Below are 26,325 nucleotides of genomic sequence, written 5' to 3'. Positions count from 1 at the left end.
CGGCCTCACAGGTACTTGAGCCAGGCGATATCGCGGCGCGCCGCCTTCAGGCGTCCGAACCAGCGCACGGGCCAGAACAGCGCCACCGCCAGCAGGATCGAGATCAGCCACACCGCGCCCATGCCGTCCACGCCGAAATACTTGCCCTGGTTCAGGCCCCAGATGGCTTCGCCGCCCAGATACAGCGCTTTCAAGACATACAGGTGCAGCAGATAGAAAAACATGGGCGCCGCGCCAAAGACGCACAGCGCGCGGACCCACGCCGCCGACTGCGCGCGCTCGATCAGCACCAGCAGGCACAGTCCCAGCCCCAGCGTCAGCAGCAGGAACATCAGCGACGGCGGGTACTTGGTGATGTTCAGAAAGCTCATGGCGGTATGCAGCGCGTCGTCCTGCATCGACCATTTCTGCGACTGCCCATACCCGTTGATCGCCCGCAGCACCACGAAACCTGCCACAGCCGCCAGCCCCGCCGCCCACAAACGGCGCTGACGCACGGCCGCATCGGCGCCCGGCTGGAACCACGGTCCCGCGGCATAGCCCAGCGCAATCACGCCGATCCACGGCAGCAACGGGTACGACGTGCGCAGGCGCAGCGTGTCGCTTGCCTCGATCCAGCCGCGGTCATGCAGCACCGCCCATGGCACGTGCATGAAATGACCGGCCGTGAAGTGCACGGCATCCAGCGCGTTGTGGCCGGCAACCAGCGCCACGCCGGTCAACACCAGCGCCCAGCGCGGCAGCCATAGCAAGGCCGCCAGCGACAGCATGGACAGGCCGATCACCCAGATCACCTGCAGGTACACAACGGAGGGCGGAAACTGAAAGGTCCACGCGAAGTTCACGACGATGACTTCAAGCGCAATGAGGAACGCGCCCCGCTTGGCCAGAAACGCCGCGGTGGCGCCCCGGTTGCCGGCCTTGGCGCCATACAGCCAGGCCGACAGGCCCGTCAGAAAGACGAACACCGGCGCGCAAAGATGCGCAATCAGGCGCGAGAAGAACAGGTCGGGCGGCGTGGCGGATACGTCCATCGGGTCGCCGACCTGGTGGTGCAGGAAGAACGTCTCGCGCACGTGGTCGAGCAGCATGATGACGATGACCAGACCGCGCAGCGCGTCGATGGAACGCAGCCGGGCAGCCGCGGGTTGGGAAATGAGAGAAGTCATGGGGAATGCGGGGCAGGTGGCAAGACGTGCCGGGCGAAAAAGGCAGAATAGTAATGTAATAACATTACTATTCCAAGACTTATTGTCCCTTTTTTCATCGCCTGCCCGTCTGACCCGGTCGCGCCATTGCAGCACCGCCCGCCGCGCTCCCAGGCGTCTTAACAGGATCTTGAGACACGCCTCCCTAGAATCCGGAACGATTCTCATTGATGCAATCAAGATCGCGATGGCGCAACCACAAAAAACACACACGCAGGGCGTATTGGCCCTGAAAACCTTGGGCATGGCGCTTGGCGCCGCTGCCTCCACCCAGGCCCATGGCCAGACGCCGCCCGCAGACGGCGCTGTCCTCTTGGCGCCTGTCACCGTGCAGGCCGACGCCCCGCCCTTCAAGGCCGACCGCGTCCAGTCCGGAAAATTCACCGAGCCGCTGCTCGATACGCCACAAAGCATCACGGTTGTCCCGCGCGCGGTGCTGGAGGAACAGCAGGCCAAGAGCCTGCAGGACGTGCTGCGCAACGTGCCGGGCATCACGTTCAGTTCGGGCGAAGGCAATCTGGGCTGGGGCGACATGTTCACGATCCGCGGGTTTTCGGCGGAGCAGAGCATCACGGTGGACGGCATCCGCGACGCGGGCCTGTCCAGCCGCACCGACATCTTCAACCTGGAGCAGGCCGAGGTCTTCAAGGGAACGGGGTCGATCGAATCGGGCATCTCGGCCGTGGGCGGCAGCGTCAATCTGGCCAGCAAGGAGGCGCGGTTGGGCTCGTTCTACGCGGTATCCGGCGGATTGGGCACGGATCGTTACCGCCGCATCACCGCGGACCTGAATCAGGAACTGACCGACAGCGCGGCGCTGCGCGTCAATCTCATGCGCCATCACAACGGCGTGGCAGAACGCGACGTGACGGAATTCGACCGGTCCGGCGTGGCGGCGTCGCTGGCGATGGGCCTGGGCGCGCCTACCCGCGTCACGCTGAACTACCTGCATCAGGAAGACGACAACATCCCCGACGGCGGCGTGCCGATCCAGCGCGGAACGGGCGGCAAGCGCATGCCGAATGTGGCGCGCAACGCCTGGTACGGCGATCCTGGCCTGTACACCGAGCAGACGCGCACGGACCAGGCGACGATGAAGGTGGAGCACGACTTCACCCGGGCGGCGCGCCTGACCAACATCAGCCGCTGGCAGCAGACCGACCGGATCGGCGTGCTGGCCCCGGCGCGCTTCAATTCCACGTCGCGCACGTCCTACGGTTACGTGGGCGGGGGGGCCCTGGTCCAAAGCGCCGACGGAATCGCCTCTTACAGCGGCGTGCAGGCGCTGCGCAACCCCTCGCCTTATGCGCAACTGCGGGGCAATGACTTCGGCACCTCCAAGCGCTACACCATCCTGGCCAACCAGACCAACCTGAATCTGGACTTCCATACCGGCGGCATCAAGCATGCCGTGGTGACGGGCGTGGAGTTCTACAAGGAGACGTACGGCGACCACGCGCGCACGATCCGCGCGCCGTCGATCAATCCGGTGATCGACCTGCGCGACACCGGCGGCGCCTATATGGGCGGCGTGGATACGCGAAAGGGCGATTCGGGCGGCCGGGCCGAAGTCTTCAACGCCGGCCTGTACGCCGCGGACACCGTGACGCTCGATCCGCAATGGATGTTGCAAGGCGCGCTGCGCTATGACCGCTACCGCGTCACACAGACGGCGGGAGCGGCCACGCAGCGCGTGACGGACGGCGCCTTCAGCGGGCGCATCGGGCTGACCTACAAGCCCGTCGAAAACGGCAGCGTCTATGTCTCGTACAGCCAGGCGGCGCAGCCTTCTGCAATGGGGGCATCCACCAACAACAACATCTATGGCGCAACCGGCGCCGACACCTACAAGCCTGCCGTGGCCCGCACCTGGGAACTGGGCACGAAGTGGGACGTGGCGGGCGGCGACCTGTCCTTGACGGGCGCCCTATTCCGGACGGAACTGACTGACTCGTGGGAGTATGGCGACGATGCCACCGACGTGGTGCGCGCCCTGCCCGCCAAGCGCGTGGACGGCATCGAGCTGGGCCTGTCGGGCAACATCACGCCGCGCTGGTCGGCCTTTGCCGGGGTCAGCGCCATGAAAAGCCGCATCACCAAGGGCGCGAACCAGGGCGAAGAAGCCAAGAACGTGCCGGACCTGACGTTCAACCTGTGGACCACGTATGCGGCCACGGAAAAGCTGTCGCTGAGCTATGGCGCGCAATACGTGGGCAAGCGGCGCTACACGGACAACAAGTACGTGGGCGGCAAGAACAACAACAGTTCCACGGTGTCCGGCCCTTACGGCACGCATCCCGTATGGATTCGCGACGACGAGAAGGCGCCGTCCTACTGGCTGCATTCCGTGGCGGCGCGCTACCGGCTGAACAAGAACGTGACCCTGGGCGTGAACGTGGACAACCTGTTCAACACGTTCTACTACAGCCGCATTGGCGCGTCGCTGGACGGCTTCCAGCTCTATGGCGTGCCGGGCGCGGGACGCACGGCGCTTTTCACGGCAGACGTCGTGTTCTAGGACGCGGGCGCCAGCGTTGGCGCGGGGGTGGGCGCAGACCCAGCCAGATCCACGCGGAACTGGCTGCCCTGCCCGGGCCGCGACTGCAGCGACACGCGCCAGCCCTGGTGCTCGCAAATGCGCTGGACGAGCGACAAGCCCAGCCCCAGGTTGCCATCGTCAGGCTGTTCGCCGCGCACGAAGGCGTTGAAGATGGACGCCTGGCGCTCCACGGCAATGCCGGGGCCGTCGTCCTTGACCTGCACGAAATCCGGCCCTGCCGTGATGACGATGCCAGCCTTTGGGCCGGCATACTGCAGCGAATTACGGATCAGGTTCGACAGCACGGCGCGCAAGAGCGGCGCCGGAAACAGCAAGGCGGGCTCGCTCCCGCCAGCGGTCTCCAGCGTCAACTGCATGCCGCGCCGCTGCGCCACGGGCGACCAGGCGGCCAACTGGCCACGCGCGGTGTCCACGGCGCTTTCGCGCGGAAACAGGCCGGCGGCATCGCCCCCGCGCGCCAGCATCAGATACGTGTCCAGCCGTTCACCCATGTCGGCGGCGGCCGCTTCGATGCGGGCCAGCCGCGCCAGACCCGCCGCGTCCAGACGCTGTTCTTCGCGCAGCAGTTCGCAGGAACTGGAGATCACCATCAGCGGTGTGCGCAATTCGTGCCCGACATCGGCCGTAAAAAGCTGCTCGCGCCGCAGCGCCTGCTCAAGCTGGTTGTAGGTCGAGTCGAACGCAGCCGCGAGCTGGCCGATTTCGTCCGGCGGATAGTCTTCAGCCAGCCGCGTCTGCGGCGGCTGCGCGCCGCGCGTGTTGACCTGCGCGGCCAGCCGTGCAAGCGGGCGCAGCAGACGGCGGGTGGCCAGGATGCCCAGCGCGAAGACCAGCGCCAGACTGGCCGCCAGTCCCGTCACCGCAGTCAGGTGCGAAGCCGACTGGTTCTGTTCGTACTCCGTGTAATCGCGCAGCAGCATGTAGCGCTGGCCTTTCAGGTCGTCGACCATCACGTGCCATACGCGGCCGTTGCGCTCGATCTTGTGAAAGCCTGGCGCCAGCGGCCGCAGCCAGCCGGGAAACGCCGCGCCGCCCGGATCGCCATGAAAGAACCGGTTCGGCCGTCCCGGGTCGATGCCTGCCAGAAAATCGCCCCGCACCCGTTCCACGGCCATGCCCATGTCGATGCGTTGCAGGTGGGCTTCCAGCTTGCCCACGCTCCAGACCGACAGCCAGGTCAGAAGCCCCGCCACCAGCAGCGCAAGCGCGAGGTAAGTCAGCACGAGGTGGCGTGCCAGTCCGCGGCGCGCCGGGCGTCTGCCGCGATTAGCCATCGTTGGCGGCCCGCAGCTGGTAACCGATGCCATGCACCGTGTGCAGCAGCGGCGTGTCATAGGGTTTGTCGACCACGTGGCGAATCTGATGAATGTGGGTGCGCAGGCTGTCGCTGTCGGGCGGGGAGTCGCGCCACAGCGCCTCTTCGAGCCGCGAGCGATGGACCACCGCTGGACTGGCGCGCATCAGCAAGGTCAGCAATTGCAGCGGCGACGGCGGCAGGCGCAGCGGCTGACCCGCGCGCGCCAGCGCCAGGGTGCCCGTGTCCAGCGTCAGGTCGCCCACGCGCAGGACTCGCGCCGCGCCCGCCCCGCTGGCGCGATGCAGCAGCGCCTTGATCCGGGCGGCCAGTTCGGCCAACGCAAAGGGCTTGACCAGGTAATCGTCGGCGCCCGCGTCGAATCCCGTCAGCCGGTTATCAAGCGTGTCGCGCGCGGTGACCATGATGACGGGCGTGTTGCACGCCGTCTCGGTGCGCAGCCGGCGGCAAAGCTCGTAACCGTCCAGCCGCGGCAGCATCAGGTCCAGCACGATCAGGTCGAATTCGCCGGTGGCCGCCATCGCATAGCCGCGCTGGCCGTCCTCGGCGCAATCCACGATGTAGCCGCGGCGCGTCAGGTGATGGGTGATGTTGGCAAGGATGTCGGGGTCGTCTTCGATGACGAGAACGCGCATGACGGGACCGCTCGGAGAATAACAATCAATCTCACATTGTAGAGGCGCGAGGCCCGGGATGCCGGCTGTGCGGCGCCTGCACCACACGCCCGACGCGTCTTAACAAATTCTTGAGACCGGTTGTCGGACACTGCCCGGCGATAAGAATGGTTCGCGTTACCTGCACCCTGCGGTCGACGCCCCAGAAGGATTCGCCATGCGCCCGATTGCCCTCTTCCGTGCGGCCGTGACCGCCGCCTCCCTGTTATGCGCCCTGCCCGCCTCCCATGCGCGCGAGGTCACCGACCTGGCCGGCCGCGTCGTGACGGTGCCCGACCACCCGCGGCGCATTCTGCTGGGTGAAGGCCGCTTTGTCTTCGCGATGGCGCTGCTGGACCGGCACGATCCCGTCGCGCGCGTGGTCGGCTGGCAAGGCGAGCTCAAGCAGCAGGACCCCTATTCCTGGAACCAGCTCGTCAAGCGCTTCCCGCAAGCAGCCCAGGTTCCCTTGATCGGCAAGACGTCGGAAGCCAGCGTCAGCCCGGAGAAAATCGTTTCGCTGCGGCCCGACGTGGCGATCTTCAGCGTCAGCGGCCACGGTCCGGGCCGCAACAATCCCATGATTCCCGCGTTGCAGGAAGCCGGCATCCCGATCGTGTTCATCGATTTCCGCCAGCACCCGGTACGCAACACGGTGCCCAGCCTGCGCATCCTGGGCCAAGCCCTCGACCGGCAAGCGCAGGCCGAGGCCTACATCGCATTCTACGAAGATCGCCTGGCCCGCGTGCGCAAGGTGGTGGACGCGGTGCCGCAGGCGCAGCGGCCGCGCGTCTTCGTGGAAATGCTGGCGGGCGTGTGGCCCGCGTGCTGCCACACCACCGGCAACGGCAGCTTTGGCGACCTGCTGGAAGCAGCCGGTGGCGTCAATGTGGCCGCGCCCGTGCTGCCCGGCGCCATCGGCGACGTCAGCCTGGAATTTGTCATCGACGCCAAGCCCGACGTCTACATCGCCACGGGCAGCCGGTCGGAGCCGGGCCGTCCAGGCCTCTTGGCCGGGCCCGGCGCAGATCCCAAGGTCTCTGCCGGCAGCCTGTCCACGCTGCTGGCCCGCGACGGCATCCGCGACCTGGATGCTGTCACGCAACATCGCGCCTTCGGCATCTGGCACGCCTTCTACAACTCGCCCTACAACATCGCCGCCATCGAGGCGATGGCCAAGTGGCTATACCCAGAGCGCGCGGCGGCGCTGGATCCGCAAGGCACGCTGGACGCGCTGTATAGACAGTTCCTGGACCTGGACAGCACCGGTGCCTTCTGGACTACCCCGGCCGCGCCTGCGAAGTAGACCGACATGACCGATATCGTCACCGCGACGCCGCGACGCGCTGCGTCCGTCCCCGGCGACCCCATCGCCGCATACCGGCGCGCGGTGCGCAAGCGCCTCTTGCTGACTGCCGCGCTGGGGGTGGCCATCGTGGCCAGCCTGCTGGCCGACATCGCGAGCGGACCGGCATCGCTATCCCTGCCTGAGTTGCTGCGCACGCTGCTGCACCCCGATGTGTCGGACACCGGCACGCGCGTCATCGTCTGGCAGTTCCGGTTGCCCTATGCGCTGATGGCGCTGCTGGTCGGCGTTGCGCTGGGCCTGGGCGGCGCCGAGATGCAGACCATGCTGGACAATCCGCTCGCCAGCCCCTACACGCTAGGCGTCTCGGCCGCGGCAGCGTTCGGCGCGTCGCTCGCCATCACGCTGGACTGGCATCTGCCGGCCCTGCCGGCCCTGCCGGCCGGCATGACCGTGTCCGTGTCGGCTTTCGCCTGCACGCTGCTGTCGGTGCTCGTGCTGGAGCGCGTGGCGCGCTGGCGTGGGGGATCGACGCTGGGCGTGGTGCTCTTTGGCATCGCGCTGGTGTATTCGTTTCAGGCGCTGGTGATGCTGCTGCAGTTCGTGGCCAGCGAAGAGGCCTTGCAGGGCATCGTGTTCTGGACCATGGGCAGCCTTGCGCGCGCCAACTGGACGACGGTCGGCGTCATGGCGGCGGCCCTGGCGGTGGCCATCCCGTTGTCGATGCGCGACGCCTGGAAGCTCACCGCGGTGCGGCTGGGCGAGGAGCGCGCGGCCAGCTTCGGCATCGACGTCAAGCGCCTGCGCCTGGTCAGCCTGCTGCGCGTAAGCGCGCTGGCGGCGCTGGCCGTGTCGTTCGTGGGCACGATCGGCTTCGTCGGCCTGGTTGCGCCGCACATCGCGCGGCTGCTGCTGGGCGAAGACCATCGCTATTACCTGCCGGGCAGCGCCCTGGCCGGCGCGCTGATCCTGTCGCTTGCGTCCGTGGCTTCCAAGACCGTGCTGCCCGGCGCACTCATTCCGGTCGGCATCGTCACGTCGCTGGTCGGCATTCCATTCTTTCTCACCATCGTCGTGCGCGCGCTCAAGCGCGCCTGACGGCATCCCATCGCACAAGGAGACACCCCGATGAAATTCCGCCTGACGCTGACCCTCGCGGCCCTGATGATCGCCGGCACGGCCCATGCCGCGCCCGCCGAGTGCAGCATCGACGTCGAAGGCCGGCCCGGCAAGCAATTCGGCCCTGACCACATCGTCGTGCCGGCAAGCTGCCAGGAATTTACCGTGCGGCTCATTCACACGGGCAAGAACAGCAAGGAAAAGGCCGGCCACAACTGGGTGCTGACCAAGACCGAGGACATCGACGCCGTGATGACGGACGGCATCCAGGCGGGCGCGAACAACGACTTCCTGAAGCCGGGAAACGGCCGCATCCTGGCCAAGACGCCGATGCTGGGCGGCGGGGAGACGGCCACCGTCACCTTCCCCGTCAGCCGCCTGCGCGCCGACCAGTCGTACACCTACTATTGCTCGTTCCCGGCGCACGCGCAGCACATGCGCGGCACGCTGGTGCTGCAACCCTGACGATGGCGCAGCTACGCATCCAGGCGCTGTCCGCGGGCTACGGCGGACGGCCGGTGCTACGCCACGCCAGCGCCGGCCCCATGACCGAAGGCGCCGTCACCGCGCTGCTGGGCCCCAACGGCAGCGGCAAGTCCACGCTGCTCAAGACGCTGGCGGGCCTGCATCCGGTGATGGACGGCGCCCTCTGGCTGGACGGCGAAGACCTGGCGCAGGCCAGCGCCGCCCGCCGCGCCGAATGCGCGATGTACATGCCGCAGGCCCTGCCCAAGGGCGTGCACATGACCGTCTTCGAATCGGTGCTGGTGGCGGCGCGTTCCGGAAGACACGGGCAACCCGGGCACGCGCTGATGGAGGACGCCATGGCGGTCATCACCGAGCTGGGCATTGCGCACCTGGCCAGCCGCCATCTGGACGAACTGTCAGGCGGACAGAAGCAGCTTGCCTCGCTGGCCCAGGCGCTGGTGCGGCGCCCGCGCCTCTTGCTGCTCGACGAACCGCTGTCCGCGCTTGATCTGAATTATCAGTTCCACGTGATGGACGTGCTGCGCCGCCAGACGCGCCTGCACCGTCTCATTACGCTGGTGGTGCTGCACGACCTGAACATCGCGCTGCGCCACGCGGACCATGCGTTGCTGCTGCACGCAGGCGCGATCGAGGCCGAAGGGCTGCCAGGCGATGTGGTAACGCCCGACACGCTGCGCCGCGTATACCGGGTGCGGGCACGCGTGGAGCATTGCCCGCAGGGACAGGCGCAGATCCACGTCGACGGGCTGGCCGAACGCTGAACCGGACCGGCGCGGCTTCAGCGGTATATATTCACCCCTCCCGCCATCCTCTGAGTCCGCCCATGACGAGCCGCCGCGCCCTCGTGTTTCTGCTCAGCCTGCTGGCCGCGCCCTCGGGCGCCGCGGTGGTCTATGACAATCACGGCCTTGTCGTCGACGTGGCAACCGGCAGCCGCAGCGACTGGAATACCGGTCAGCGCCAGACGACGCGCGCCACCACCATCACGTTCCAGGGCAAAAGCCTGTGCGGCGCGGACGTCGGCGCTCTGCTCTTTCCTGGTAGCAATGCGCCGCAAGCCCGCGCGTTCTTCTGCCCCGGTCCCGTCGCCATTCTGGAAACCGACGCGGTGCTGGCATTCTTCAACAGTTCCAGCGCCAGCACCGTGCTCGCGCATCTGCAAGTGGTCAACGGCGCGCTGCGCGTGCAGCGTCTACCCATCTCCGACAAGCCAGACCGCGACCGGATCCACGGCACGCGGTTCGAGGACGCCCGCCTGCCCGGATGGACGCGCGTGAATTCCGCCTGGAACGAAACCGTGATGATCCGGCACGCGCCGCTCAAGGCCATGAACCTCGGCCCGGGCAAGCTGCTGGATGTGGCGGGCGATGTGGCCTACCTGGCTGTCCCTCCTGGCCGCGACGTCGTCGTGCTGCAGCCGGCCACGCACGTCAAGGACGCCCACGGTTACCTGCAGTACGTGCCGGAAGTCAGCAAATTCGTGGATACGCCCCTGGCGTTTCGCGCGGTGCGCCTGAGCGACGCGCGTGAGCTGGCCCGCCTGGATTTCAAGGACACGTGCGTGGGCCTGCCTGCGCTGCAATTCGAACGGGCCGGCGCGAAGGCCGCTTCCGGCTCGTCGCCGGTCATCGCCTTTGACGAGGTGCCCGCGTGGCGCGCAAAAGCGCTGGAACTGACCCAGGCGCAGGGGCGCGCGACGCTGCGTTTGAAGCCGGGCGTGGCATTGCCGCGCAAGGCCGGCTGCAGCGCTAGCTAAACGCCCTGCTGCACGCTCAGATCAGGAACTGGCGGTAGGCCTCGTTCCCCGTTTCCTCGGCATGCGCATAACCCAGTTGCCGCAGGAACGCATCCAGCGCCGCATCGTCCGCCACCGGCGCCTGGATGCCCACCAGCGCCGAGCTGAAGTCCGTGCCCTGATTGCGGTAATGGAACAGGCTGATGTTCCAGTTGGGCGCCATCGCCGACAGGAACTTCATCAGCGCGCCCGGGCGCTCGGGAAATTCAAAGCGGAACAGCCGTTCGCCGCCTGCCAGCGGCGAGCGTCCGCCGACCATGTAGCGGATGTGCTGCTTGGAGACTTCGTTGTTCGTCAGGTCGGTGGCCGAGAAGCCCTCGGCCTGCAACGCCGCCAGAATGTCGGCCGATTCACCGCGGCGCGCGATCTGCACGCTGACGAAGATGTGCGCGGTGCGCGCGTCGGCGATGCGGTAGTTGAATTCGGTCACGCTACGTTGCCCGATCACCTTGCAAAAGCGCCGGAAGCTGCCGCGTTCCTCGGGGATGGTCACCGCGAAGACCGCCTCGCGCGCCTCGCCCACCTCGGCGCGGTCCGCCACGAACCGCATGCGGTCAAAGTTCATGTTGGCGCCTGAAGTAATCGCCACCAGCGATTGCCCGCGAGCGCCTTCGCGCTCGACGTATTTCTTCAGCCCCGCCACCGCCAACGCGCCCGCTGGTTCGAGCACGCTGCGCGTGTCCAGGAACACGTCCTTGATGGCCGCGCATACCGAATCGGTGTCGACCAGGATCACTTCGTCCAGATGCTCGCGGCACAGGCGGAACGTCTCTTCGCCCACCAGCTTGACGGCCGTGCCGTCCGAAAACAGGCCCACGTCGGCCAGGATGACGCGTTCGCCCACGCGCAGCGACTGCGCCATCGCGCAAGAGTCCTCTGTCTGGACGCCGATGACCTTCACGCCGGGATGCACCGCCTTCACGTAGGTCGATACGCCCGCTGCCAGGCTGCCGCCGCCGATCGGCACGAAGATGGCGTGCAGCGGTTCGGGGTGCTGGCGCAGGATCTCCATGCCCACCGTGCCCTGACCGGCGATCACATACGGATCGTCGAACGCGGGGACGAACGTCAGTCCCTGTTCCTGCGCCAGCATCTGGGCATGGGCGTAGGCGTCGCTATACGAATCGCCGGCCTGCACCACGGTGACGGTCGGACCGCCGTGGGCGCGCACGGCGTCCACCTTCACTTGCGGTGCGGTCTGCGGCACCACGATGATGGCCCGCACGCCCAGCTTGGCCGCCGAAATGGCGACGCCCTGCGCATGGTTGCCGGCCGACGCGGTGATCACGCCGCGCTCCAGCGCCGCCCGCGGCGTGTTGCGCATCTTGTTATAGGCGCCGCGCACCTTGAACGAAAAAACCGGCTGGTTGTCTTCGCGCTTGTAGTGGACAGTGTTGCCGAGCCGGGCGGACAGGCCGCGCGCCAGGTCCAGTTCGGTTTCCCGGGCAATGTCATAGACCCGGGCGGTCAGGATCTGCCGCAGGTACTCCATGGGCGTGGCGGCGCCAGCCTGGAATTCCGAGGGTGCGTTGGGGGGGGTAGCGGACATGGTTTCTCTGCTTGGGTAGGCTTGCCCGGCAGAGGCGGCCACAAAAAACCCGCCTCGTGGGGCGGGTGGCTGTGACTGTTGCGGTCGCGCGCTAACCCACCATTCCAGGAATGATGGTAATAATCAGCGAAATGCGGACGGCGCGGAAATTCATGGGCGCTACTTTCCTCTCATCGCGGCGCTTTGTCAAACGCGCAAGTTGGGCTCGATCCGCAGCAAGTTGGCCCGCCGCAAGCGATCCGTCCCTGAAACCTTGGGCCTATGCATATTGCGTCGCCATCATGAAATGGAACCATTTCCCGGCGCAATGCGTAGCACGGTATTACAATGGAAAGTTCGTGGCGGTCGCACCTTCCAAGGCGGACCCGGATACGGCCCTTTCAATCGGGCCGGCCGGTCCAGTCAAACAATAGGACGGGCGGCGGTCATGTTGGGTGGACGGCTTGCCTGCGCGTCCCTCCATACGAACCCACTCTCGACAACATCTACCGGCGTACGCCGCATAGCATGTTCGGGTTTGCGCGTTAATCGCCTGAGCCGAACAGATTCAAGGATCATGTCTCTTACTCCGAAGATTATCTATACCCTCACCGACGAAGCTCCGGCACTTGCAACCCGTTCGTTGCTGCCCATCGTCCAGGCATTCGCCAAACCCGCAGGCATCACGGTCGAAACCCGCGACATTTCGCTGGCAGGCCGCATCATCGCCCTGTTCCCGGATTACCTCGAAGACGGCCAGAAGCTGTCCGACGCCCTGGCTGAGCTGGGCGCCCTCGCGGTCAAGCCCGAAGCCAACATCATCAAGCTGCCCAACATCAGCGCCTCGATGCCCCAACTGAAGGCGGCCATCAAGGAACTGCAGGAACAGGGCTACAAGCTGCCGGATTACCCGGATACCCCAGCCAACGACACCGAGCGTGACGTCAAGGCCCGCTACGACAAGGTCAAGGGCAGCGCCGTCAACCCGGTCCTGCGCGAAGGCAACTCCGACCGCCGCGCCCCGCTGTCGGTCAAGAACTACGCCCGCAAGCACCCGCACAAGATGGGCGCCTGGTCGTCCGACTCCAAGTCGCACGTCGCGCACATGAGCGAAGGCGACTTCTACGGCACCGAGAAGTCGGCCCTCATCGCCGAAGCCGGCGACGTCAAGATTGAACTGACGGCTGCCGACGGCACCAAGACCGTCCTGAAGGAAAAGACCCCGGTCAAGGCCGGCGAGATCATCGACGCCGCCGTGTTGTCGACCGCCAAGCTGAAGTCCTTCCTGCAGGCGCAGATCGACGACGCGCGCGCCAACGGCGTGCTGTTCTCGGTCCACCTGAAGGCCACCATGATGAAGGTCTCGGACCCCGTCATCTTCGGCCACGTGGTCTCCGTGTTCTACAAGGACGTCCTGGCCAAGCACGCCGACGTCCTCAAGCAGGCCGGCTTTGACCCCAACAACGGCATTGGCGACCTGTACGCCAAGATCCAGTCGCTGCCCGCCGACCAGCAGGCCGCCATCACCGCCGACATCGACGCCGCCTACAAGACGCTGCCGCAGCTGGCCATGGTGAACTCCGACAAGGGCATCACCAACCTGCACGTGCCCAGCGACGTCATCGTCGACGCGTCCATGCCCGCCATGATCCGCGACTCGGGCAAGATGTGGAACGCCGAAGGCAAGCTGCAGGACACCAAGGCCGTCATCCCCGACCGCAGCTACGCCGGCGTCTACCAGGCCGTCATCGACGACTGCAAGCGCAATGGCGCTTTCAATCCGGTCACGATGGGCAGCGTGCCCAACGTCGGCCTGATGGCCCAGGCTGCCGAAGAATACGGTTCGCACAACAAGACCTTCGTCATCCCGGCCGCCGGCACCGTGCGTGTCACCGACGCCTCGGGCGCCGTGCTGCTGGAGCAGGCCGTCGAGGCCGGCGACCTCTGGCGCATGTGCCAGACCAAGGACGCCGCGATCCAGGACTGGGTCAAGCTGGCCGTCACGCGCGCTCGCGCCACCAAGACGCCCGCCGTCTTCTGGCTGGACGAAAAGCGCGCCCACGACGCCCAGGTTATCGCCAAGGTCAAGCAGTACCTGAAGGACCACGACACCAGCGGCCTGGACCTGCGCATCCTCGACCCCGTCGAAGCCACCAAGTTCTCGGTCAAGCGCATCCGCGAAGGCCTGGACACCATCTCGGTCACGGGCAACGTGCTGCGCGACTACCTGACCGACCTGTTCCCCATCATGGAACTGGGCACCAGCGCCAAGATGCTGTCGATCGTGCCGCTGGTCGCTGGCGGCGGCCTGTTTGAAACCGGCGCGGGCGGTTCGGCGCCCAAGCACGTCCAGCAGTTCCTGGAAGAAGGCTTCCTGCGCTGGGATTCGCTGGGCGAATTCATGGCGCTGGCCGAGTCGCTGGACCACCTGGGCCGCACGTACAAGAACCCGACCGCCCAGATCCTGGCCAAGACGCTGGATCAGGCCACGGCCAAGTTCCTGGACGAAAACAAGTCGCCCGAGCGCAAGGTCGGCGGCCTGGACAACCGCGGCAGCCACTTCTACCTGGCGATGTACTGGGCCCAAGCCCTGGCCGCCCAGACCGAAGACCGCGCCCTGGCCGCCCAGTTCGCGCCCGCCGCGACCGCGTTCTCGGAAGGCGAGAACAAGATCCTGGACGAGCTCAAGGCAGCCCAAGGCAAGCCCGTGGACATCGGCGGCTACTACCAGCCGAACGAAGCCAAGGCCAGCCAGGCCATGCGCCCCAGCGCCACGCTGAACAAGGTGCTGGCCTCCATCGGCTAAGCGTCCCCTGCTCTGCCAGCCGGCGCAAGCTGGCTGGCAGACAAGAAACCGGCAGTCCCGTTGGGGCTGCCGGTTTTTCTTTGGGCGCGCCGGATGCCTGCATTCGTGGGCAAGGCGACACGCGCCCTACCTCCCCGGCATCAACCTGTCCAGCCGCAGCCTTCCGCGCTCATCGGTCAACCGGCGCATGGCGCCATAGGCTGCTCCCATCGCTGCCATGCCGCTTGCGCCGCACAGCAGGAACATCAGCAGAATCTGGTATTTAGCCGCGTCCACCGGGTCCATGCCCGCGATGATCTGGCCGGTCATGATGCCGGGCAAGGTGATGATGCCCGCGGCCGACATCTGGTTGATGCTCGGCACGATGCCGCGCCGCACGGATTCTCGCAGCAGCGATGCGAACGCCTGGTGGACCGTGGCGCCCAGCGCCAGGCGCGCCTCGATGCCAAGCCGTTCGCGGCGCACGCCTGACAGCATGCCGTCCAGCGCCAGACTGGCGGCATTGAGCACGCTGCCCAACACGATGCCCACCAGCGCGATGGTGTAGCGCGGGTCGTACCAGGGGTCTGGGCGCAACGCGGTGCTCAGGATGAACAGCGCTGTAATGAGCGTGGTGCTGGCCACCGCCAGCGTGCCGACCCAGCCGTTGCCGTGTCCGGTCAGGCGCGCCTTGGGCCGGGCGGCCACCTCGCGCGCGGCCAGCGCCATCATCACGGCCACCACCAGCGCCGTCAGCCATGGCGCGGCGTGGGCGAACACGATGCGAAGGATCTGGCCGACCAGGAGCAGTTGCACCACCGTGCGCACCGCCGCCCACAGCACCTGCCTGTGCAGGTTCAGGCGCAGCGCAAAGGAAATGCCGGCGCTCAGCAGCACCAGCAGCGACGCGATCACCAGATCCAGCGCCTGCAGTTGGATCACGTCCATAGGGGCTCCATGCGGCCCTGCGTCATCCGCCAGATACGGCGCGCCAGACGGCCGGCCTGCTCGGCGCTATGCGTGACGATCAGGATGCCGCCACCGCGAGTCAGAAACCGCGCCAGTTCGGCCTCGACCAGCGCCGTCGCGACCTCGTCCAATGCCGCGGTCGGCTCGTCCAGCAGCAGCACGCGCGGCTCTTGCAGCAACGCGCGCGCGAGACCCATGCGTTGGCGCTCGCCCGTGGACAGTTCGTGGACCAGCGCATCGAACTCGTCCTCGGCCAGCCCCAGCCGGCTCATGACGCCGACCGCCTCTGCGCGGTCCGCGTAATGCGCGGACACATGGTCATCCCACCAGCCGGCCTCGGCCTGGCAATACACCACTTGGCGCCGCCACTCGAAACCGCGCATGGCGGACCGGCGGCGGCCATCCAGCTCGGCCTCGCCGTGGCCGGGATCCAGGTCGGCGATCTGGCGCAGCAGCAGCGACTTGCCCGACCCCGACGCGCCGACCACGGCCGCGCACTCGCCCGCGGCCAGATCCAGGCTCACGGGCGCCAGGCGCTCGCTGTACAAGCCGCGCAGCCTGAGCAGCGGCGGAGCGTCAGAATCGGGTTGATTGGGAACCGGCACGGGTTGCATGGGTAGAAATCATATAGAAAAGCCCGCGGCGAGGCGGGCTTGAGGGGGCGTACGGCAGCGCGACTCAGAGCATATGCGCCAGAAACTCCCGGCTGCGCGCATGCTGGGGCGCGGCAAAGAACGCGGCGGAAGGCGCTTCCTCGACGATGCGGCCGTCGTCCATGAAGATGACGCGATGCGCCACTTCGCGCGCGAAGCCCATTTCGTGGGTCACGACCAGCATGGTCATGCGTTCGTCGGCCAACTGCTTCATGGTGCGCAGCACTTCGCCGGTCAGTTCCGGGTCCAGCGCCGAGGTGGGCTCGTCGAACAGCATGATGTCGGGCTCCATGGCCAGCGCGCGGGCAATGGCAACGCGCTGCTTCTGGCCGCCGGACAGGCGCGTGGGATAGTTGTCGCGCTTGTTCAGAAGGCCGACCTTGCGCAGCAGTTCTTCGGCCTTGGGCACGATCTGGGCGCGGGTCATGCCCTTGACGGTGATGGGGGCCTCGATGATGTTCTGCAGCACCGTCATGTGCGGAAACAGGTTGAACGACTGGAACACCATGCCCATCTTGCGGCAGATGCGGCGCACGTCGGCGTCGCTGGCGTATTGGCTGCGCGCGCCGGTGACGGCGGCCGCCATGGTTTCGCCTTCCACCACGATACTGCCTTCGTCGATGGTCTCAAGGTGATTCAGGCAGCGCAGGAACGTGCTCTTGCCCGAGCCCGACGGGCCGATCACCGCGACCACCTCGCCCTGCTCCAGGGTCAACGAAACGTCGTCCAGCACCCGGTTCGCGCCGAAGGATTTGACGATGTGGCGGGCTTCGATCATGACCGGGCGCGTGATCAGCCCGGCCGGGGAATTACTGGTCATATTTGGCATAGCGCTTTTCCATGTGCTGGAAGAACCAGGTCAGGAGCAGCGTCATCAACAGGTAGAAAGCCGCGGCGACCAGGAACGGCGTGGTCGTGAAGTCGCGCTGCACGATGCCGCGCGCGGTGCGCAGGATGTCATTGAGGGCCAGCACGTAGATGAGCGAGGTGTCCTTGACCAGCGTGATGGTCTCGTTGCTCATGGGGGGCAACACGCGCTGCACCATCTGCGGCAGGACGATGCGGCGCAGCGTCTGCAGATAGGTCATGCCCAGCACCTTGCTGCCTTCGTACTGGCCACGGTCCACCGACTGGATGCCGGCGCGGAAGATCTCGGCGAAGTATGCGGCGTAGTTCAGGGCAAACGCCACGACGGCCGCCGGAAAGTCGGGCAGCCGGATGCCGATCACCGGCACGAACGGCAGCGCGAAGTAGATGAACAGCATCTGGAGCATCAGCGGCGTGCCGCGCATCAGCCAGATATAGCCATTGACGGCGCGGCTCAGCAGCGGCCACTTCGAGATGCGCGCCAAGGCCAGCACCAGGCCCAGCGGCACGGCGAGCGCCAGCGTGATGAAAAACAGCGTCAAGGTCACTTTCGCGCCTTGCGCCATGGGCCCCAGAAGGGAAAGTACGTAGTCCATGCAGTGGGTTCGCGCCGCGCGGGCAAGAGAGAATCATGGGCGAGCCCGCCTGGCCTTGCGGCGCCGCGGCGGGCTGCGAACTGCAACGGCAAAGGCGCCGCGGCCGATTGGGCCGCGGGCGCTTTTCTCGTTTACTTGATGATGTTGGCGCCGAACCACTGCGTGGCGATGCGGCCGGCGGTGCCGTCCTGCTTCATCGAATCCAGCGTCTTGTCCAGCTTGGCCAGGAGTTCGGTGTCGTCCTTGCGCACGCCGACGCCGTAGTCTTCCGTGCCGAAGTTCTCTTCCAGCACGCGGTATTCGCCCGCGCGCTTGCTGATGAGGTAGCGGCCCACGACTTCGTCGACGACGATGGCGTCCAGACGGCCCGCGGCCAGGTCCATCAGCGCGGTGACGTTGTCGCCGAACTTCTTCACTTCCTTGATCTGGGCGGCAACCGGATCCTTGGCGATGGCGTCGGTGGCGCTGCTGCCGTCCTGCGCGCCGACGACCTTGCCGGCCAGGTCATTCTTGACCTTCACGGGCGAGGTGTTGCCCACGATGATGATCTGGTGGTTGGCCATGTAGGGCGCGGTAAAGCTGATGTTCTTCTTGCGCTCTTCCGTGATGGTCAGGCCGTTCCACAGCACGTCGACGCGCTTGCCGTTCAGCTCGGCTTCCTTGGCGCTCCAGTCGATGGGCTTGAACTCCACTTCGATGCCCAGGCGCTTGCTGGCTTCCTTGGCCATGTCGATGTCAAAACCGACGATCTGGTTGCTGGCGTCGCGAAATCCCATGGGCGGGAAATTGTCGTCCAGACCCACGACAACCTTCTTGGGCGTGGCCGGCGCCTGGGCGCTCGCGGCGGGCGCGTTGTCGCCAGGACCGCAGGCCGTGAGCAGCGAGGTTGCGGACACAAGAAGTACAGCAGTCAGTTTTTTCATCGTTGTGGGGTGCGCCAGGCGCAGGTAGGGGGATACCGGAAAGGCTGGCCAAAAAGCCGCGAGGCGGTATTTTAGCGTTCCTGGCGGGAAGCGCCGGCGGGCGGTCGCCGACGTTTCTGCGGTGGTTGCGTTTCGAACGCCCAACGGATGCCGGCGCGCGTCTGTGGGGGTTAAGTTACGGACGAGAAAAATAATGTTAATACTCGTCACTATTGACACATAAAGTTGTAAGATCGCGCAACAACGCCCCGAATATTGCGGACTTCGACACCCTGGGTCTCCAGGCTCGTTTACGGCGACAGCCGCTGGCGGCATGGAGAAGCAGGTCATGAAGAAGGTCAAACAATGGTTGGCGGGCAGCCTGAACGGCGCCAACCGCCCCCGCCCCGCCGTGGCGGCGTCTCCCCTGCTGATGGCGCTGGAGCCTCGCATTGTCTATGACGCCTCGGTGGCGGCGCTCTCCGCGCAACCTCACCAGGCCGATCCCGCGCCGGAGATCCATCGCGCCGGCGAACCTCAGGCCGACGCCCCTTCCCAAGCTAACGCCACGCCGCCAGCCGTTTCGGCCGGTCAGCCTCGAGCCTCGGATACGCCCCCGCCCGCCGCCGCCCAGGCCCAGTCGGCGGGCCGCCAGACTGCGCAGGACGGAACCCAGACCGCCGACAGGCAGCAACAAGACCAGCAGGCGGCCGCCGACGGCATCGCGGTGTCGAACCTGCAATCGCAGGTGGTGTTCATCGATCCCAGTGTCGAAAAGTATCAAACGCTGATCGACGGGCTTGCCCCCGGCACGCAGTATGTCGTGCTGGATGCCCGATCCGACGGCTTTGCCCAGATTGCGCAATATCTCCAATCGCATCCCGGCGTGGACACGATCAGTCTGATTTCGCACGGCTCCAACGGCGCGATCCAGGCCGGCTCGACCTGGCTGACCGCCTCCTCGCTGGCGGCGCACAGCGCCGACCTGGCGCGGATCGGCGCGGCGATGAACCCGGGCGGCGATTTCCTGATCTACGGATGCGACATCGCACAGCAGGCCGATGGGCAGGCGTTGGTGCGCCAGATCGCCGACCTCTCGCACCTGGACGTCGCAGCCTCCACCGACGCCACGGGCGCCGCGACACGGGGCGGGGACTGGACACTCGAGTATCAGGCTGGCGACGTTCAAGCCTCGTTGAACGCTTCGCCGATCGCGCTGGCGCAGTACGGCGGGCTCCTTGCGGTCACGACCGAAACCTACGATACCGCCGCCTCCAACAATTTTTCCGCCATTGGCCAGTCGCAATTTACGCTGAATGGCATTACGTACACGTTTGACCGGGCGGCCAATTCCTACGCCTACAACGACAGCAATAGCCCGTTCGGGCCGACCGATATTACCGACGGCCCGACCGACGGCGTGCTGCTGCTCAATGCCGACGGCACCTCAGTCATGAGAAGCGTGACGATCTCGCTAGCCAACGGCCACACATTTTCGCTGCAAGGCTTCGATCTCAGTTCTTTCAATGGAGACCTGTACATCCAGGCTAACTACAAGGATGGATCGCACAGCGCACTGATCCAGTTGGCGACGGCTACGGTAGGCGGATTCGTGGGTACGGTATCGAACCAGAACCAGCTGGGTTCGGCGTTCGACAACATCGTTTCGTTTTCACTGATCGACCAGAACGATACCGGCGCCTTCGAACCCTCCCTGGACAACCTGGCTTATATCGAAGTGGGCGCGTTCGTCACCACCAGCCCCGGCAATGCGGCGTGGTCATCGGCCAATAACGGCATAGGCGGCACAGCGGTCGCCATCGATCCGGGCCTGACGCTGAGCGGAACGTCCACTGCTATCTCGGCGACGGTACGGATCACCAATTTTGTCGTCGGCGATCAACTGGGATTCACGGCGCAAAACGGCATCTCAGGCAGCTACAACGCAAGCGTCGGCGAGCTCCAGCTGACCGGTACCGCGAGCCTCGCGCAATGGCAAGCCGCGCTGCGGTCAGTCACGTTTTCCAGCACGATGGCCTCGCCCAGCCTCTCGGACACCACGCGGTCGATCGCTTTTTCGTTCAGTGACGGACAGAACGACAGCGATGTTGCCACCCGCAATATCACGATCACGGAAACGCCCCAGACGCCTCTCGTCAGCGACGGCTCGCCCGCCAACACCAACTACGTGGCGGGCTCTGCAGGCATCGTCGTCAATAGCACCATCAGCGTCAGCGACGCGGACAGCCTGAAGCTGCCGGCCGGGACCGTGACGATTTCTGCCGGCTACATCGCGGGCGATACCCTGTCGTTCAATAACTCCAGTGTGTCCCTGTACGGCGACATCATCGGGAGCTACGACTCGGCGACGAGAACCTTGTCCTTGACTTCCGTGTCCGACAACGCCACCGTAGCCCAGTGGCAGAACGCACTCCGGGCCGTGACGTTCTCGGCTGGCGCCTCGACATCCGCCGGCCTGCGCGACATCACATTCTCGGTCCGGGACAGCGCCAGCACCAGCGCGCTGCTGCATCACAGCGTCCAGGTTGAAACGCCTCTGGCTGTCACCCCTGGTGCCGGCTCCGCGGCGTTCACCAGCGGCGACAACACCATCTCCACGCCCGTCGCCGTCGACGCGGGCCTCACGCTCAGCGGCGGCAACAGCGCCACACTGGCCAGCGCGACCGTCGCGATCACCGGCAATTTCCAGGTGAATCACGACGAACTCGTCTTTATCGGCAATCCGGCAACGTCGGGCGATATTTCCGGCGTCTACGACAGTGGCACGGGCGTCCTGACGCTGACCTCCGCGGGCGGCGCCTCGCTGGCGCAATGGCAGACCGCCTTGCGATCCATCCGCTTCACCAATGATCTGGTCGTGCCCAGCAGCGCCACGCGCACGGTCAGCTTCCAGATCAGCGATGGCACGCAGACCAGCGCCGTGGCTGCGCGCTCGGTGACCGTGACCGCCACCGACCAGACCCCATTGCTGGGCAACAGCGGCAACACCGCCCATTTTGTATCCGGCGACAACTCAGCCTCCACGCCCGTTGTCGTCAACAGCGCCATCACCGTCAGCGATGCGGACGGCGGCCCGCTGCAGCAGGCTGTCGTCACCATTTCCGGCAACTACCAGCCAACCGACCTCCTGCGTTTCGTCAACAACAATTCGGCCCTCTACGGCAACATCTTTGCTACTTACGTCAATGGCGTATTGACGTTGAACTCCAGCGGCAGCACGGCAACGCTGGCCCAGTGGCAAAACGCGCTCCAGGCAATCACGTTCACCTCGACCGCGGTCGTGCCGAGCACCGCCACGCGCACCGTCAGTTTCAGTGTCAGCGACGGCACAAAGATCAGCGCGGCCGCCCAGACAGCGATAACGGTTACGGCCTCCACGCAAACCCCTATCCTGTCCGGCTCGGCGGGCAGCGTTACCTTCACACAAGGCGACAACGCGCCCGGTAGCGCCATCGTGATCGATGCTGGCATCATGGTCAGTGACCTCGACAGCGCCACCCTGACGCAGGCCAACGTCGTGATCGCCAGCGGTTATGACAGCAACGGCGACACGCTGCTGTTTACCAACGACGGCGCGACGATGGGCAACATTACCGGGTCCTATTCGTCCGGCGTGCTTGTGCTGACTTCCAGCAACGGCTCGGCCACGCTGGCGCAATGGCAATCCGCGCTGCGTTCCATCCGGTTCACGGACATTGCGGCGGTGCCGAGCACGACGCAGCGCACCATCAACTTCGTCATCACCGACGGCTTCAAGGTCAGCGCCAGTATCCAGCGCACGATCGATGTCGAGCGGGTTGATCAGTCGCCAGTGCTGACGAACAGCGGCGGCAGCTCAACCTTCACATCGGCCGACAACGCGCCGTCCACGCCCATCGTGATCGATGCGTCGCTGACGCTAAGCGATCCGGACACGCCGACCATGGTCTCGGCCACGGTAAGGATCACGGGCAATTACCAGACGGGCGAGGACGTGCTGGCGATGGGCAGCGGCTCGTTTGGCGACATCCAGGCGATTTTCGATGCCGCAACGGGCACGTTGACGCTGACCTCGGCCGGCGGCTCCACCACCGCGCAATGGCAGGCCGCGCTGCGCTCGGTCACCTATACCGCCACGTCGGCCGTGCCGCAGACGTTCAACCGCACCATTTCCTTCTCGGTCAACGACGGCGCCAAGTCCAGCGGCATCTCCGACAAGGCCATCATCGTCATCGCCACCCATCAGACGCCCGTGCTGGGCAGTTCTGGCGACACCTTGACCTACCTGCCGGGCCAAAGCGGCAAGATCATCGACAGCGGCCTGACGCTGACGGACCGCAATGTCGCGGGCGCTTCGCTCGTCGCAATGACACTGGAAGCGCGGATTACGTCGGGCCTGCAGCAGGGCGACATCCTGAGCTTCGACCTGCCTGCATCGACGCTGACGAATGGGATGACCGTTACCTATGATGCCGCCGTGGGCAAGCTGACCATCGCATCCACCGGCGGCACGCTCGCGCAGTGGCAATCGCTGCTGGCCAACATCCACTTCTCGGCCGCGGCCAGCGCGCCGCTGGGTGCGCGCACAGTCGAGTTCACCATCAGCGACGGAGTCAAGACCAGCGCGCCGCTGTCCTACACCGTTGACGTCATCAGTTCGGCGCCCGCTTTGTCCAGCCCCAGCACGGGCCCCGTCTCGTTCGTGGCGGGTGACAATACGTCGTCCAGCCCGGTCGTCATCGATGGCGGCCTGCTCCTTGCCTCCCCGCTGGGCAATGTCGTCGACTCGGCCGTCGTCGCCATCACGGGAAATCTGCATTCCGCCGAAGACGTTCTGTCGTTCGTCAACAACGGCCTGACCATGGGCGACATCACCGGCAGTTACAACGTGCTGACCGGCGTCCTTACCCTGAACTCGGCGAGCGGCACCGCCACGCTGGCGCAATGGCAGGCCGCGTTGCGCTCGATCACCTACGCCGACACCCGGGTCTCGCCCAACACGGCGACGCGCACGATCAGTTTTGCCGTCAATGCCGGCCCGCAGTTCAGCAACGTCGTGACGCGCGACATCACGGTGACGGCCACTGACCAGACGCCGTTGATCTCGTCCGGCAGCACCGGTGCGGCATCTTTCGTGGCAGGTGACAACACGGCTTCGACGCCCGTGACCGTGGACAGCGGCATCGCGCTGTCCGACCTCGATAACGCGACGCTGGCCTCGGCCACCGTGCAGATCGGCGCCGGCTTCCGTGCCGGCCAGGACGTGCTTGCGTTCGCCAACGACGGCGTGACGATGGGCAATATCGTCGCGGCCTACGACGTGGTCAACGGCACGCTGACGCTGACCTCGGCCGGCGGCACCGCCACGCTGGCGCAATGGCAGGCTGCGCTGCGCGCCGTCACCTATCGCAACACGGCCGTTACGCCAGATACCGTCACCCGCAGCATCGGCTTTGCGGTCAACGACGGCATCAAGAGCAGCACCACGCTCACGCGCGACGTCACCGTCACCGCCACCGATCAGACGCCGGTGATTTCCTCCGGCAGCACAGGTTCCGCGTCCTTCGTCTCGGGCGACAACACGGTCTCGACGCCCGTGACCGTGGACGGCGGCATCGCGCTGTCCGACCTGGACAACACGACGCTGGCCTCGGCCACCGTGCAGATCGGCGCCGGCTTCCATGCCGGCCAGGACGTGCTTGCCTTTGCCAACGACGGCCTGACGATGGGCAACATCGCCGCCACGTACGATGCGGCTCATGGCAGGCTGACGCTGAACTCGGCGGGCGGCACCGCCACGCTTGCACAGTGGCAGGCCGCGCTGCGCGCCGTCACCTACCTCAACACGGCCATCACGCCCGACACCGCCAACCGCAGCATCGGCTTTGCGGTCAGCGACGGCGCCAAGGCCAGCGCGATCCACACGCGCGACGTCACCGTCACCGCCACCGATCAGACGCCGGTGATTTCCTCCGGCAGCACCGGTGCCGCGTCCTTCGTCTCGGGCGACAACACGGTCTCGACGCCCGTGACCGTGGACAGCGGCATCGTGCTGTCCGACCTCGATAACGCGACGCTGGCCTCGGCCACCGTGCGGATTGGCGCCGGCTTCCATGCCGGCCAGGATGTGCTTGCATTCGCCAACGACGGCCTGACGATGGGCAATATTGTCGCGGCCTACGACGCGGTCAATGGCACCTTGACGCTGACCTCGGCCGGCGGCACCGCCACGCTGGCGCAGTGGCAGGCCGCGCTGCGCGCCATCACCTACACCAACACCGCCATCACGCCCGATGCCGCCACCCGCAGCATCGGCATTGCGGTCAACGACGGCGCCCAGACTAGCGCGGTCTTCTCGCGCGATGTCGCCATCACCGCAGTGCGGCAAACGCCGCAATTGAGCGACGACGGCGCTTCGCCCGTCTACACCGCCAGCCAGGATGCGAGCCCCGTCGCGGTGGGCAGCGGCATTACGCTGACCGACCTCAATGCCACGCCGCCCACCACGGCCACCGTATCCTTCAGCGGTACGTTCGATCCGCAACGCGATGTGCTGGGCTTCGCGGCAACCGCGCAAACCGGCGACATCGTGGCCAGCTACGATCCCGCATCGGGCGTGCTGACGCTGCGCTCGGTCAATGGCGCGGCGACGGTGGCGCAGTGGCAGGCCGCACTGGCCGCGGTCACCTACCGCGACTCGCAGGCCGAATCCACCGACGGCACGCGCACGTTGTTGTTTACCGTGGCCAATGGCGACAAAACGAGCGCAGCCCTGCAGCGCACGCTCCACATCGAAGGCGTGTCCGCGTCCAGCCAGGTTGGCGTTCCCATCCTGCCGCAGCCGCAGCAGAATGTGGACACGGCGCTTCGGGATGACAACGGCGAGACGTCCGAGCGCTATCTGGATCCCGCCCAGGCGCCGGCCATCGAGACGGGCGTGTTTGAATTGCCCACCGGGCGCGTGGGAGACGCAAGCACGCCCTTCTACACGCTCGTTGCGCAAGAAGGCCGTAATCCAGGCATGGCGCCGAGCCCGGTTGGTGTCCCCAAGATCGAGCAAGTCGCCGGCGATTTCCGTTACATCCCGCCGGAGCTCGACTTCACCTCGCGCGTCCAGGCGTTGCCTTCCGTGGACATCCCCCAGCGATATGTCGCAGGCGTCGCGTTCTCGGTGGTCGTGAAGATGCCGTTCGTGATGGATGCGCAAGCGATGCGCGCCGACCTTCACTCCATCACCACCGCAAGATTGCCGGGCGGCGCCCCGCTGCCGGCCTGGCTGCACTACGACGCCGATTCCGGCGAGCTGACAGGCACCCCCCCGGCTGGCGTGGACCAGCTGCGCATCGTGCTTCAGGCCGGCGGCTTCAGCCGAGAGTTCGTCCTGCACTTCGAGGCCCGGGACAACCAGCCGGCCGCCCCGGCCCGCCCCGGCGCCAGCGAGCCCCGCGCCGCGTTGCCCGCCGCCAAGGACTCGCTGGCCGCGCAATTCGCCAACGCGATGGCTGCCCTGCACATTTCGCATAACGACGCGGCGCCGTCTGCGGCCCCCCACACTGCAACCGAGCACCGGTCATGACCCA

Annotated in this window: 17 protein-coding genes; 8 read left to right on the top strand and 9 right to left on the bottom strand. The window is 66.2% G+C overall.

Annotation, left to right across the window (positions count from 1 at the left end):
- Nucleotides 1-5 precede the first annotated feature (5 nt).
- A complete protein-coding gene (locus LN047_RS15025; RefSeq protein ID WP_373979441.1) occupies nucleotides 6-1,169 on the bottom strand; it encodes a DUF1624 domain-containing protein in 1,164 nt (387 codons plus the stop codon).
- Between the two features lie 226 nt (nucleotides 1,170-1,395).
- Between LN047_RS15025 and LN047_RS15020 the strand changes: the two genes are divergently transcribed.
- Nucleotides 1,396-3,726: a TonB-dependent receptor gene (locus LN047_RS15020; protein WP_373979440.1), complete on the top strand. Its 2,331-nt coding sequence runs from the start codon at nucleotides 1,396-1,398 to the stop codon at nucleotides 3,724-3,726.
- Here LN047_RS15020 and LN047_RS15015 read toward each other — a convergent pair.
- On the bottom strand, nucleotides 3,723-4,991 hold the full coding sequence (locus LN047_RS15015; protein ID WP_373979439.1) for a sensor histidine kinase: 1,269 nt from the start codon (nucleotides 4,989-4,991) through the stop codon (nucleotides 3,723-3,725). The genes LN047_RS15020 and LN047_RS15015 overlap by 4 nt on opposite strands.
- A gap of 43 nt (nucleotides 4,992-5,034) precedes the next feature.
- A complete protein-coding gene (locus LN047_RS15010) occupies nucleotides 5,035-5,718 on the bottom strand; it encodes a response regulator transcription factor (RefSeq protein WP_373979438.1) in 684 nt (227 codons plus the stop codon).
- Nucleotides 5,719-5,914: 196 nt separating this feature from the next.
- Here LN047_RS15010 and LN047_RS15005 point away from each other — a divergent pair, with 196 nt between their 5' ends.
- The 5 genes from LN047_RS15005 to LN047_RS14985 all read left to right on the top strand — a co-directional run bounded on the left by LN047_RS15005 (nucleotide 5,915) and on the right by LN047_RS14985 (nucleotide 10,406).
- On the top strand, nucleotides 5,915-7,042 hold the full coding sequence (locus tag LN047_RS15005) for an ABC transporter substrate-binding protein (protein WP_373979437.1): 1,128 nt from the start codon (nucleotides 5,915-5,917) through the stop codon (nucleotides 7,040-7,042).
- A gap of 6 nt (nucleotides 7,043-7,048) precedes the next feature.
- Entirely contained in the window at nucleotides 7,049-8,140 is a 1,092-nt protein-coding gene (locus LN047_RS15000; protein WP_373979436.1) for a FecCD family ABC transporter permease, read from the top strand.
- A 30-nt stretch (nucleotides 8,141-8,170) separates the two neighbouring features.
- Complete coding sequence (azu, locus tag LN047_RS14995) at nucleotides 8,171-8,626, top strand: azurin (RefSeq protein ID WP_373979435.1); 456 nt, start codon at nucleotides 8,171-8,173, stop codon at nucleotides 8,624-8,626.
- 2 nt (nucleotides 8,627-8,628) lie between these two features.
- Nucleotides 8,629-9,411 carry an ABC transporter ATP-binding protein gene (locus LN047_RS14990; protein WP_056318072.1) on the top strand — a complete coding sequence of 261 codons (783 nt, stop codon included), beginning with the start codon at nucleotides 8,629-8,631 and terminating at the stop codon, nucleotides 9,409-9,411.
- Nucleotides 9,412-9,473: 62 nt separating this feature from the next.
- Nucleotides 9,474-10,406: a hypothetical protein gene (locus LN047_RS14985; RefSeq protein WP_373979434.1), complete on the top strand. Its 933-nt coding sequence runs from the start codon at nucleotides 9,474-9,476 to the stop codon at nucleotides 10,404-10,406.
- 16 nt (nucleotides 10,407-10,422) lie between these two features.
- Here LN047_RS14985 and ilvA read toward each other — a convergent pair whose 3' ends face one another.
- Nucleotides 10,423-11,994 (bottom strand): threonine ammonia-lyase, biosynthetic, encoded by a 1,572-nt coding sequence (gene ilvA / locus LN047_RS14980; protein ID WP_253853265.1) that lies wholly within the window; start codon nucleotides 11,992-11,994, stop codon nucleotides 10,423-10,425.
- 556 nt (nucleotides 11,995-12,550) lie between these two features.
- Here ilvA and LN047_RS14975 point away from each other — a divergent pair.
- A complete protein-coding gene (locus LN047_RS14975) occupies nucleotides 12,551-14,779 on the top strand; it encodes an NADP-dependent isocitrate dehydrogenase (protein WP_373979433.1) in 2,229 nt (742 codons plus the stop codon).
- A gap of 126 nt (nucleotides 14,780-14,905) precedes the next feature.
- Here LN047_RS14975 and fetB read toward each other — a convergent pair whose 3' ends face one another.
- From fetB to LN047_RS14950, 5 genes are all read right to left on the bottom strand, one after another.
- Complete coding sequence (fetB, locus tag LN047_RS14970) at nucleotides 14,906-15,706, bottom strand: iron export ABC transporter permease subunit FetB (RefSeq protein ID WP_373979432.1); 801 nt, start codon at nucleotides 15,704-15,706, stop codon at nucleotides 14,906-14,908.
- Nucleotides 15,697-16,341 (bottom strand): ATP-binding cassette domain-containing protein, encoded by a 645-nt coding sequence (locus tag LN047_RS14965; RefSeq protein ID WP_373979431.1) that lies wholly within the window; start codon nucleotides 16,339-16,341, stop codon nucleotides 15,697-15,699. Before LN047_RS14965 ends, fetB begins: the two co-directional genes overlap by 10 nt.
- Nucleotides 16,342-16,405: 64 nt before the next feature.
- Nucleotides 16,406-17,158 (bottom strand): amino acid ABC transporter ATP-binding protein, encoded by a 753-nt coding sequence (locus tag LN047_RS14960; protein ID WP_152385503.1) that lies wholly within the window; start codon nucleotides 17,156-17,158, stop codon nucleotides 16,406-16,408.
- Between the two features lie 31 nt (nucleotides 17,159-17,189).
- Entirely contained in the window at nucleotides 17,190-17,843 is a 654-nt protein-coding gene (locus LN047_RS14955; RefSeq protein WP_056318568.1) for an amino acid ABC transporter permease, read from the bottom strand.
- Between the two features lie 131 nt (nucleotides 17,844-17,974).
- The gene (locus LN047_RS14950) at nucleotides 17,975-18,766 is read right to left on the bottom strand and encodes an amino acid ABC transporter substrate-binding protein (protein ID WP_128828326.1); all 792 of its coding nucleotides are present in this window, start codon (nucleotides 18,764-18,766) and stop codon (nucleotides 17,975-17,977) included.
- A gap of 328 nt (nucleotides 18,767-19,094) precedes the next feature.
- Between LN047_RS14950 and LN047_RS14945 the strand changes: the two genes are divergently transcribed.
- Nucleotides 19,095-26,321: a DUF4347 domain-containing protein gene (locus LN047_RS14945; RefSeq protein WP_373979430.1), complete on the top strand. Its 7,227-nt coding sequence runs from the start codon at nucleotides 19,095-19,097 to the stop codon at nucleotides 26,319-26,321.
- Nucleotides 26,322-26,325 lie beyond the last annotated feature (4 nt).

This window comes from Achromobacter sp. JD417 (genome assembly GCF_041879325.1).
In the GTDB taxonomy this organism is placed as follows: Bacteria; Pseudomonadota; Gammaproteobacteria; order Burkholderiales; family Burkholderiaceae_B; genus Achromobacter; species Achromobacter mucicolens.
This window is presented reverse-complemented; position numbering and strand designations above follow the sequence as displayed.